This is a genomic window from Paenibacillus sp. CECT 9249 (genome assembly GCF_918697855.1).
In the GTDB taxonomy this organism is placed as follows: domain Bacteria; phylum Bacillota; class Bacilli; order Paenibacillales; family Paenibacillaceae; genus MSJ-34.
The window spans coordinates 54,073-65,129 of sequence record NZ_CAKKLI010000013.1 but is presented as its reverse complement, the minus strand read 5'-3'; the positions used below and the strand labels follow the sequence as shown (position 1 = coordinate 65,129).

General features: G+C 45.5%; 13 protein-coding genes. 3 read left to right on the top strand and 10 right to left on the bottom strand.

Annotated elements, in window-relative coordinates; translation table 11 throughout:
• The first annotated feature begins 72 nt into the window (after positions 1-72).
• Positions 73-1,095: a LacI family DNA-binding transcriptional regulator gene (locus LQ229_RS12145; RefSeq protein ID WP_230191856.1), complete on the top strand. Its 1,023-nt coding sequence runs from the start codon at positions 73-75 to the stop codon at positions 1,093-1,095.
• Positions 1,096-1,482: 387 nt separating this feature from the next.
• On the opposite strand, the gene panB is transcribed toward LQ229_RS12145, so the two are convergent.
• The 3 genes from panB to LQ229_RS12130 all read right to left on the bottom strand — a co-directional run bounded on the left by panB (position 1,483) and on the right by LQ229_RS12130 (position 3,502).
• On the bottom strand, positions 1,483-2,304 hold the full coding sequence (panB, locus tag LQ229_RS12140; protein ID WP_216539297.1) for a 3-methyl-2-oxobutanoate hydroxymethyltransferase: 822 nt from the start codon (positions 2,302-2,304) through the stop codon (positions 1,483-1,485).
• A gap of 184 nt (positions 2,305-2,488) precedes the next feature.
• Positions 2,489-3,052: a spore coat protein gene (locus tag LQ229_RS12135; protein ID WP_216539296.1), complete on the bottom strand. Its 564-nt coding sequence runs from the start codon at positions 3,050-3,052 to the stop codon at positions 2,489-2,491.
• 111 nt (positions 3,053-3,163) lie between these two features.
• Complete coding sequence (locus LQ229_RS12130) at positions 3,164-3,502, bottom strand: hypothetical protein (protein ID WP_230191855.1); 339 nt, start codon at positions 3,500-3,502, stop codon at positions 3,164-3,166.
• A gap of 184 nt (positions 3,503-3,686) precedes the next feature.
• Here LQ229_RS12130 and cdaS point away from each other — a divergent pair, with 184 nt between their 5' ends.
• A complete protein-coding gene (cdaS, locus tag LQ229_RS12125; protein ID WP_216539295.1) occupies positions 3,687-4,304 on the top strand; it encodes a sporulation-specific diadenylate cyclase CdaS in 618 nt (205 codons plus the stop codon).
• 9 nt (positions 4,305-4,313) lie between these two features.
• Here the strand turns inward: cdaS and LQ229_RS12120 are convergent, their stop codons facing one another.
• Positions 4,314-5,732 carry a PLP-dependent aminotransferase family protein gene (locus tag LQ229_RS12120; protein WP_216539294.1) on the bottom strand — a complete coding sequence of 473 codons (1,419 nt, stop codon included), beginning with the start codon at positions 5,730-5,732 and terminating at the stop codon, positions 4,314-4,316.
• Positions 5,733-5,848: 116 nt separating this feature from the next.
• On the opposite strand from LQ229_RS12120, the gene LQ229_RS12115 reads away from it, so the two are divergent.
• On the top strand, positions 5,849-6,781 hold the full coding sequence (locus LQ229_RS12115) for an EamA family transporter (RefSeq protein WP_216539293.1): 933 nt from the start codon (positions 5,849-5,851) through the stop codon (positions 6,779-6,781).
• Here the strand turns inward: LQ229_RS12115 and LQ229_RS12110 are convergent.
• The 6 genes from LQ229_RS12110 to LQ229_RS12085 all read right to left on the bottom strand — a co-directional run bounded on the left by LQ229_RS12110 (position 6,752) and on the right by LQ229_RS12085 (position 10,262).
• Positions 6,752-7,288: a GNAT family N-acetyltransferase gene (locus tag LQ229_RS12110; RefSeq protein ID WP_216539291.1), complete on the bottom strand. Its 537-nt coding sequence runs from the start codon at positions 7,286-7,288 to the stop codon at positions 6,752-6,754. The two genes, LQ229_RS12115 and LQ229_RS12110, sit on opposite strands and share 30 nt — an antisense overlap.
• A gap of 348 nt (positions 7,289-7,636) precedes the next feature.
• Positions 7,637-8,029, bottom strand: coding sequence for a hypothetical protein (locus tag LQ229_RS12105; RefSeq protein ID WP_230191854.1), 393 nt, complete (start codon positions 8,027-8,029; stop codon positions 7,637-7,639).
• 15 nt (positions 8,030-8,044) lie between these two features.
• Entirely contained in the window at positions 8,045-8,977 is a 933-nt protein-coding gene (locus tag LQ229_RS12100; protein WP_230191853.1) for an acetamidase/formamidase family protein, read from the bottom strand.
• Positions 8,978-9,056: 79 nt separating this feature from the next.
• Entirely contained in the window at positions 9,057-9,218 is a 162-nt protein-coding gene (locus LQ229_RS12095; RefSeq protein ID WP_230191852.1) for a hypothetical protein, read from the bottom strand.
• Between the two features lie 312 nt (positions 9,219-9,530).
• Positions 9,531-9,599 (bottom strand): putative holin-like toxin, encoded by a 69-nt coding sequence (locus LQ229_RS12090; RefSeq protein ID WP_230191904.1) that lies wholly within the window; start codon positions 9,597-9,599, stop codon positions 9,531-9,533.
• A 180-nt stretch (positions 9,600-9,779) separates the two neighbouring features.
• Positions 9,780-10,262, bottom strand: a complete 483-nt coding sequence (locus LQ229_RS12085) for a hypothetical protein (RefSeq protein WP_230191851.1) — start codon at positions 10,260-10,262, stop codon at positions 9,780-9,782.
• Positions 10,263-11,057: the final 795 nt, after the last annotated feature.

Here is an 11,057-nt window from a genome sequence, read left to right as displayed (position 1 = left end):
CCGAAAAATTCGGCATGTAACACTGCGTTATTATGTTATGATGTAACATGTACAAAGGAGGTTTACCGATTCATGAGTACCATTAGAGATGTCGCGAAGTTGGCCAACGTATCCACCGCCACCGTCTCGAGAGTGTTAAATAACGATTCCAAGTACAAAATTACGGAGGAAACCCGCGCCAAAGTTTGGCAAGCTGTTACTCAACTGAACTATCGGGTAAGCTCAAGCGTCAAACGCCAGGCAGCGAACAACGATTCGTCCGCTTCCAAGACGAACATCAAGATCGGCTGCGTCCTAAGCGTTACCAAAAATAAATATAACGATCCTTACTTTATGTCTATTTTGTCCGGTGCGGAAGAGCGGTTGTTCAGCCAAGGGCATGACATCGCTTTTATTCGGACGGGCCCCGAATTGGACGATAAGAAGATTTTATATAACACGTTCAACGAATCCATTACAGGCCTGATTCTGATGGAATCGCTTAATACGGAAACTTACGAGTATTTGCGCAAGCAGGTTCCGTATATCGTCGGCATCGACACGGAACGTTGGGATATCGATAATGTCGGCTACGATCATTACAGCGTCGCTTCCATGGCGGTAGAGCATCTTATTGAAAGAGGACATACGCAGATCGGTTTTATAGGCGGGAGCGGATCGAACGGAAACATTAAGGACAGCCAACGCTATCGGGGCTATTATTCCACCATGCATGCGGCCGGATTGTCGGTAAATCCCGACTGGATTATCGATTGCATGTGGGACGAAACGCTCTGTATCGAGAAGATGAATCGATTATGCGAAACGAAAAATTTGCCCACCGCTTTCTTCGCAGCAAGCGACTTGATGGCGATGGCCGCCCTCAGCAGTTTATATAACAACGGCATCTCCGTGCCCGATCAAGTGGCTGTGATGGGACTGTCCAATATTGAAGTTTCGAAGTTTTACAATCCTCCGTTATCTACGGTGAATGTGCCGACCAAGGAAATCGGCATGGTCGCGGTCGACCTGCTGCTTGATCGGATCAACGGAAATACGATGCTTCCGAAGAGAGTCATCCTGCCGACGGAATTGGTTATCCGCAGCTCGACGTAACGCCGTTGACATACGAAGAGGCGTGCAAACGGTTTGGTTTGCACGCCTTGCTTGTCGTGGTTTTCATAATACGGCTGACAGCCCGCCGGGCGGACTAACGAAACGTAGACACGCTATTCGCCTGTAAATCGCCTTGTCCCCGGATGTAACGAAACTACAACACGCTAATGAGGGGAAAAGGCGCTGAGACGCCCGATTTCCAATGAATAACGATTCGTACTTTCGTTAGGTTGGGAAAGCCTTCGTTTCGAGCCCAATAAGGATTGGCAGTTTCGTTTAGCGCCAAGCTGAGAAGCGTAGGTTCGCGCGGATCGCCTTGGAAATAAGAAGGTCTCCTTCTTTATATTAAAAAGCCCCGCACTCAGCGGAGCTAAAAGGCTAGAATTCCTATTCGCTTTGGTAATAATGCAATAATTTCTCCCGCTCTATTGCTTCCATATTCCGTATGTTTGCAGCTTGCGGAAATCGGCCGCGTTCCACCTCATCGGCGTAGGTTTGAAACGCCTGAAGCATGATTTCGCCTACATTGCCATAATTCTTGGAATGACGGAAATGACGCGGCGTTATTCCTAGCATATCTTGAACGATAAGCACTTGCCCGTCCGTAAATCTGCCGGCGCCAATCCCGATGGTAGGGATCATAAGTTGATCGGTAATGACCTTGCCCAGTTCTTCAGGTACAAGCTCCAGTACGATCATACGAGCGCCCGCATCTTGCAATGCAATCGCGCCTTCCACCAAACTTTGGGCAGCAGCAAATGTCTTGCCCCGAACAACCGCAGTTTCATAATGCTGAGGGGTATGTCCGAGATGCCCCCAAACCTCAATCCGGTGTTGGTGCAAATAGGATATAATCTCTTCCTGCATCCCTTCCAGCTTCACGCCGTCGGCGCCGTGAAACAGCAGCTTCCGTGCCGTTTCCAAAGCCATATCGGCATTCTCATACGTCCTGTAAGGCATATCCGCCAGCAAATATGCATGCTTGACTCCTCTCCGGACAGCCTTAAGATGATGAACGATGTCGTCTAAAGTAACCGAAACTTCATGATCGTAACCTAACTCGTTCGTGCCCAAAGAATCGCCTACGAAGATGACATCCAATCCCGCTTGGTCTTGCAATACTGCGGTAGGGTAGTCATAACACGTAAGCATGGTAATCTTCTGAGCGTTTCGTTTCTTTTCGTGCAACCAGTCCATCGTTTTGGACATTTTGCATCTCCTCCTTAGTCTTTGTTCACTTGCGGAATCAAAGCACGGATTGTGTGGCAATCATATGTAACTCGCATGTCGGGTATCGGCTCCAAAAGGATGCAATCCCAACACAAATTATTATAGCACAGACAAAAAAATAAGCCCTCCTTTTCCAAATCAAAGAGGGCTTGATCATTACATATTAGTGTACGGCAGCGGGTTCCTGAACCACTTGATAAAATCCGCCCAGCGTATTGAGCGTTGTCGGCGAAGCGGCTTCCAACGGGTAGAATCCCTTCTTCACCATCCATTGCCAAACATCGTATGCATGATGCGAACACATCCGGAACGCATCTTCCAGAAAGCTTCTTATTTCGGGATTGCTCATTTCCATGGCCGCCCATGCGTAATCTTTGCCGGAACGCTTCAATGTAAGCAAATAAGCGGTGGCAATTTCCCTATCATTAAATTGTTGAACCGTCGTTCTCGGGGTTACCGGTACCGGATTGATCGGGGCTTGCGTAAAAGACTGAAGGTTGGGCTGAATATTGGGAACAGGTAATGTAGACGTTGCCCCTTCCGGTTTACTCAAGTATTCCACCTTCATGTTGTAATCTTGAATATGTTGCGGGAAATGTTTTTCCAAGATCGATTTTAATTCGGGATCTTGCGCCTGGCTCATAAAACAGGCCATATTCGTAATGGAATTCACGCAGCTCATTGCCAATTCATGCAAATCCTGCGCCTCGTGTACCGCCAGTTGCATAACAGTATGTTCCTCCTACAGTTTGGTTTCAATCATTAGATTGCACTGTGAACATCGTGTATATGCAGGCTTCCCCCGCTTGTCCTGCGGGAACTTATTGGGAACAAAACATTATTTCTGTCCAATGATTTCCGACACATCGGCCCTTTCGAAAGAGCGGCACCCGCTATTCGTTATGTCACGCAATAACAATTTGGCTTCTTTAGGGGTTCGAATAAGAATGATTTGTTTGTCCTTTGAATGTTGTTTTAATTTCTCCGTGATACCGGGCCTTTTGTCGCGCCTGAAATTCCAGCAGTACATCATGAATTGCCAATCAATCGACTCCGGACAGCCCTCATTCAAGTCGGGTCTTGTCTTGCCATGATATTGCAGTCTGCGCTTAATGACTCTGTATGTCGTAATCAACGGCGACAAATCAAAGAAAATAATAACATCCGCTGCCTCCATTCTAAAGTCCAATGTTCTTCCGTAATGCCCATCTATAATCCATCTTTCCTTCGCGACTAATTGCAATGATCATGATTTTCATGGATTGTCCTCTCCATTCTTGAAATACGGCAAAGCGTATTGCAGGGATCCCTTATGGGAAACATGAAAACAACTTAATTTTGAAAAATCGAGGTTTCGGCAGATGCTTAATCAGAATTGCAATACTTCCTTATTAAAAGAACATTTATTAAACCGGCTTGCTGAAATATCTTCATTGGCACAGCGCAATATCGATCGGTTGAATAACGAAAACATATGTCTCCTTCAAGAGTTCGAAAGCATGAAAACCGTGATGACAGATATTGTTACGACGGCGGCTTCGTTTTACTTAAAATGTTATCTATCCCCATACACCTCCAAATACGAGGATTTGACAATTTGCGTCCGCAACTTATCCGAACGCAGGCATGGCGCCCTAATTGTGGTGGAACGCAACGATCCGCTTGATTCGCTTATTCGCTCCAGCGTTCCGATTGGCGGGATGTTATCCCATCCCCTCGTCGAATCGATCTTTTATCCGGGAAACCCGCTGCATGACGGCGCCGTCTTAGTTCGCTCCGAAACGGTTGTGTCCGCTGCCAATATCCTCCCGTTAACCGATATGATCGTAACGGATCGTAAATTGGGGACAAGGCATCGTGCGGCCATCGGCCTGACCGAACGATGCGATGCGCTCGTCCTTGTCGTATCCGAGGAAACCGGTCAAGCGTCGTTCGCCATCAAAGGGACGCTTCATCCGTTTAGCGTTGCCGCTTATTGAGAGAATCGTCTACTTCAACGAACGATACAAGCTGACGAATCGTTTCAAGCCTTCCCGCAACTGTTGTTCATTCAGATAGGAATAGCTCAATCGGATCCATGATTGATAGGACCTGAGCGGATCGCAGATGGAGCCTGGTACGAAGGAAACGGATTGCTCCATGCTCTTGGATAAAAGCGTATCTACCGGGACCGACTCGGGCAGCCTGATCCATAAATTAAATCCCCCCGTTGGGCTGGACCATTGCCAACCGGCGGCCGACAATTCGTCTTCCATAATTTCCTTGCGAATCGCCAGGGCGGTCCGCAGCTTTGCCAAATGCTGCTGCATCCGTTCCGAGAAGAAATAATGCAAGAAGATTTTCTGGTTCAAGAGCGGCGCCCCGCTATCGGATAATGCTTTCGCTTTGACAACGTATTTCATAACGGACGGGCGGCATGCGACCATGGCAATACTCAGACCCGGAGCGATATATTTGCTGAAGCTGCGAATATAAATGACATATCCCGCCGTATCGTAGGCAAAAAACGGCAAGGGAGGTTTTTGTTCAAAATAAATATCCGGACAAGGATCGTCTTCGATCAGTAAACATTGGTATTGATGCGCGAGCTCTACCAATCTCTTTCGTTGCTCGGCCGGAACCGTGTAACCTGTCGGATTGTGAAAGGTAGGATTGAGATAAAACAGACGCGGTTTATAGGTTTGCATGAGCCGCTCCACCCAATCCAGCGGATACCCGTCCCGGTCGATCTCGACCGGGATCATCCGGGCGCCTTGTCTTCGGAACACATCGATCGCGGGGGCGTACGTTGGGCGCTCCAGCAAAACGACATCCCTCGCTTTGACCAGAACTCTGGCGATCAGGTCGATCGCCTCCTGCGCTCCCGATGTGATCAACAGTTCATCCGCAGACAAATAGAACCGATAATGATCCGTAAAATAACGGCACAAAGCTTCCCGCAACTCCAAATCTCCTTGGACGGTAGAATAGGTGCCGAGCACTTTGGGATACATATCGAATACTTTCTTCACATATTCCGAAAAATAATGATTCGGCAACAGATTCGGATCGAGCAGCGCTTTGGAAAATTGGTACACGGCTTGCACCTGATGAATTTCAGAGAGGCCGCTTTCCTGCACGAAAGCCGAGACGATCGGATCGTGCTGCGTTTCAACGGGCAGACTGCCGCCTGGTTGAACATAATAACCGGATTTATCCTTTACATATACGGCCCGGTTTCCTTTCAGCATTTGATAAGCTTTGAACACCGTGAGCCGATGCACATGGAGTTCCGCCGCCAACGTTCGAATCGAAGGGAGTTTCTCGTGGGCCTTCCACTCTCCGCGTCGGATCCGTTCCAGAATATAATCGTAAACTTGTTCGAACAGCTTATCCGAATGAACATGGGCAAGATCGTTGCTTCTCATACAGGCCCCGCCTCCTCCCCACTATTATAAAGGACATTTTCGGAATCTGTTCTGTTATTTTTCATCTGTTCTACTTCCTCGTATTTATAATAAGGCAAAAGATAGGAGGAGTAGAAATGATTCTGATCAATTATATTGTCATGTGCCTCATTTTCGGGGCCACTTTTTTGGCTGTAAAGGTAGGAGTCGATGCGGGTGCGCCGCCTTTTTTTTCCGCAGGCATTCGTTTTTTTCTGGCGGGAAGTATTTTATTTGTGTGGATGGCTGTCTCGAAAAGAAGGGCAAAGCTGTCGCTTCTGTTTCGGAAAGAGCTGTTGCTGACCGGCGCGGCATTGACCTTCGGCGTATTCGGGCCGTTGTATTGGGCGGAACAGCATGTAAGCTCCGGCATTGCGGCGGTCTTGTCGGCAACGGCGCCGCTCCTCATACTGCTGCTTCAAACCCGCATTTCAGGCCAAAAGCTGTCCCGCAGCTCCTGGGCCGGTTGTCTCGCAGGTTCGGCCGGCGTGATCTTGCTGCTCTTGCCCGATATTGCCGTCACATTCAACGGACTATGGACGCTCGGATGCATCGTCATCTTGTTAGCCCAAATTTCTTATGCTGCCGGCACGTTATATTCCCGTCGCGTCATACAACGCTTCCAGGATACCTCGCCCATTGCCTTGAATGCGGTACAAATGATGTATGGCGGAGGTCTGCTGCTAGCTCTGTCGTTCCTAACGGAAGACGTTCGCCTCGAATCGATGCTGGCTCCAAATGCGATGCTCTCGCTTCTGTATTTAATCATCGCCGGTTCGATGACGGGTCACACCATCTATTATTGGCTCGTAGCCAAAACGAATCCCGTGTTTCCCTCAACCTGGCTCTATATTTCGCCGCTCATCGCCCTCGCCCTGGGCGCCTACCTGTACCATGAGCCGATCTCCTTGTTATCTGTGATCGGGGGAATCGTGATCATCGGCGGAATCGTGCTGGTCAATATAGACAACTTACGATTGATCCGCATGATCCAAAGAGCATTAAGATGGGCTATTAAATCTGAACATTAACATATATCCGTTATTTTCGGTTTCTGTGAAATCTTCTTGATATGATCCGGAAGTATATTTGCTAATTGTTTTTCTCCAGAAAGATTGCGCCCTCGTATTCTTTTCCGTTGGATTCGTTTGCAACTCCCAAGAACTTCGGTGGTTGTGAAACACTTGGACCGCCGCGGTTTGAGCCACCCCCATGCCGCGGTACGGCCTTAATATAAAAAATTCATTCATATAATAATCACTGCCATGAGGAGTGTATGGCGGCGTCGCCACTAACGCAAATCCTGCCGGAATATTATCTACTCTAATCAGGTATGGAAATAGTACGGACGGCTTCGTCCACCATATATCAAAAACTTTATTTTGATCGCTCAACGTTAACGTGTCATCGTCTTCATAAACACCGTATTGATTCGGTTTCCATCCCCATATCTCAGACAAATCATGCAAGTATAACGGGTATAGATTGTTTATGATGAATTTGGTACTTTCGTCGGTCAAGCTAATTTTCACTTGCATGTAAGCCTCTCCTTTATGTCCGTCGACAAATGCTCCGCATCATTAAAAATATAACCTTTTAATCCATCTGCCATCGATATCCTCAAACACGAATTCTTGTTCAAGAGCAACAAAATAAGCGTCATAACCGTAGCCATGAATGAGTCTATTCGGAACAATGTTCTCATTCTTGGATTTCGTTAAGACAATTTCTATCGAATCCCTATAAAGGCAAACGTGAGGTTCAGCCGACTCAAGATACTATACGGCTCTAAATCCTATGTTCTCGTAAAACGCTGCCGTTTGTTTGAAAAGATCTTCCCGATTCCAACCCGCTACTGGCATAATCAGCCCAGGTCCGCCTCGCCATTATTCATTCACTAACCATGTCTTTGCATCCTCAGGATCTTTAAAATATGTAATGTTCAAACCGGTACTCTTATCTCCCTTAATAAGTCTATCCAGCTTCCATCTCGTAATCAAAGGCAGTCCTACGATTGTTAATTTTTGAATATGATGATTTATTCGTTTCAAGCTTTGAATTAATTCTATTAGTACTTCCTTGGTCACTTTGGTTTCGTAAAGATCGATCCATATTCGAAGTTGCTTGTTCGTTCTCCGAATAAACTCTTCTTCTTCCCTCATTAATGCAAACAATCGATGTTTGTTTTTTAGAAACCCCCCGTATTTGAGACAATGAACTTCCCCTCCCTTATAAAAATAAGGATACATGGAGCCTCCCGGAGACTTTATACTTTTCATTTCATTCCTCCTTCCTTACTTAAAAATACCGTGGGGCAAACAGGCATGAACGCCTTTGACACCGTTTACAATTTGGGTTATTCTCAAATCGACAACAGAACTTCCTAAAGCAATTGCCTCAACGCGATTAAGCCCATACAGTTCCCCCATCAGATTGAGCATTCCATCTAATGCCTGAACAGTCGCTTCATTTAAATCTTCGTGAAATCCAAAAGTGATCCACCCTGACGGAGTGTTCGCTCGGGGATAAGACAATTTCTTATGATGTAAATAGATCGTAATATCAACGATTTCCATCGGGCATTCAATCGCTTGGCAACTAACCTCGCCGTCTCCCTGCAAGGCATGTCCATCTCCAATAGCCAAGTATCCTCCGTCAACAGAAACAGGCAAAAATAAAGAGCTTCCTTTCACCAGTTCCTTGCAATCGATGTTTCCGCCGCAAAACCGGGGAGGGAAAGTAGAAAAAATCCCCGTATCTTGGGGAGGCATTCCAACGACCCCCATAAACGGTTTTAACGCAACTGTAAAAGGCTTTCCCCCTACAATGCATGTGCCTTCCATCCGTTTAACGTCTAGATTCCAATCAAGGATAATTTCTTCAAATTCAGTTAATTGTAATTTCTGATTTTGCCAGTTTGGATAGTAACCGGCTGCGGTAAAACCGTATAAACCGGGAACGATATCGTTAAATTGTACTTCAAGGGTCATTCCTTTCATCGCATTTTTGATCGAAATGGGACCAATCAATGCATGTCCGCCGTCGATGACCGCTCTCCTCGAGTATGGTTTTGTTCGTTCATAATAGCTTGGACCGCTCCCCCAACCGGCGTCTAATGCTTCGAACCGGATCGTATCGCCCGAGGAAACCGTTAATACTGGGGCTGCTTCTTTCGTAAAAGAGCCGATTAGTGATTCCTGACTTATCCTTATTATATGAGTTGCCAAGGAAACCTCCTCCCGGAAGTGTTACGATGTCCGCTACCTAATGTCCGAAGGGTTCAACTGTTCCGAACATCGAATAAGTTTATCTTTCAACGATCACCAACGAATAGGCGGCATTGTTCCCTCCGCCAACACCCATTGGTTTTTGACTGAGAACTTTCCATCCTTCATTTAATAAAGTATTGAGTTCATCAAGGTTATTTTTCTTTTCTGTTAAAAAATAAACCACAATCGCTTTTTGCATTTCGCTTAGCCTTCTTTCTATGTATGAGATCACATTCTTAAATAAAACAAAGACCATTCGAAGGGAGACCATGCGCGCCCAAGATTCAATTGTACTTCCATTTTATCCTGTAAAAGGAATACAAATCAGCGTTCTTATTTCTTGTTTTATTAATGTTTTTATAGTTCACTTCTATTTCCAGTTGTGTTATCATACTCTTAAAGAAGCCGAGTGCGGTAAACACTCGGCTGAACAATTGGCTTGGATGGGTATATCCCTTCTAAGTTAAACAGCATAAGAACCCACCTCTGGCGCTAACCTTAGGGTGGGTTCTTACTTTCTCTTGTAGTTATTCCCGATGTACGCTAAAAGTGCAAGGACAAAGGTTGCGAACAGAATCATGATTGTGATTGCATCTTCTACCTTCATGGTATCACCTCCTTGCGAAGGGATACCATGCCCACCCAAGATTCAATGTACTCCTCTATTATACCATCATCTACCAATTATTTGAAGAACAAATGTTCGAATTTATTGCGAATCAGCCAAGGTCGATCCGCCGTGATGAACATACAATAATGTTTATGAATATTTTCCTTCAAGCGCTTTCTTGAATACTTTCATGGGTTCCTCATAATCAATTGGCTTGTAAATGAATGAGTTTAGCCATGCACATAGATCAAAAGTGTGATCAAACTCCTTATTTTTAGAATAAAGCGACATCTCATTCATGGTTCCCAGAACACTCTTATCATTTGTTCTGCCAATACTTATCTCTCCGGCTTCAAAGAAATATTGTTCAATATGACTTTTCTTTAGGCCCTGCAACAGCAAGTATTCTTTGAGTTCTGACTTAAATTTCTCTTGCAGTTTGCCTAGTTGAGAACTTCTTATCCCATCGATGATAAAACATAATCGAGTCAAATCATTTACAAATATGATGTGCTTTCTCTTTAGTTGCAACATATTCACATGCCAACTAAACAGCGGATCAACCGCTCCTAGCTCAACTGGAGATACCTTCATATCTTTTAATAGTTTCTGAGTGAATCTAATTGCTAGCATATTATTCGCTCCTTGTAGTTTGGGCACAAGCCGACCATGAGATTTTTACAATACAATGCTTTTCCTGATCCCCATGATATATGTAAAGACGTCCATCATAGGTTCAATTTCTGCTCCTCGTCTAACAAAAGCAAGGTTCGAAGCACTGAACTGTTTAGCCGGTTAGATTCCATAACTAACCTTCCTTTTTGATCTTTGACTATAGCAAAGCCTAAGATCATACATCTTTTTTTTTCTCGCTTCGAAGGCGAATGGATGGTTTGGGTATAGAAGAAGACGCCTCCCTAAAATTTTCGAAGGCAAGTCGCGCGGCGCTCTTGTTTGGCGCTAACGAAACTAACAATCCTTATAGGGCGCAAAATGAAGACATTCCCATTCTAACGAAAGTACGTATCGTTGTCATTGGAAATCGACCGTTTTACCGCCTTTTTCCCCTCAATAGCGTGTTTTAGTTTCGTTACACCGGCAACAAGGCAATTTACAGGCTATTAGCGTGTTTACGTTTCGTTATCCCACCCATCCGACAAGTCGCCAGCCGCCAGCGGTATAATGAAATTGACTCTTTAGGAACACGATCGTTAATGCATCTTTCACGTCCATGGCTTCACCTCCCTTCGAAGGGAAACCATGCCGACCCAAGATTCAATTGCAGTTATATTTTACCTTTATTTACATCTACGTACAAGCGTTCCTATCTAGTTTAGAAATTACGAGTAAGGCCCAACAATTGTTCGGATTAACCTCAATATAAAAAAGGAGCGCCCGCAAGTCTCGCGATGAGACTTGCAGGACAAC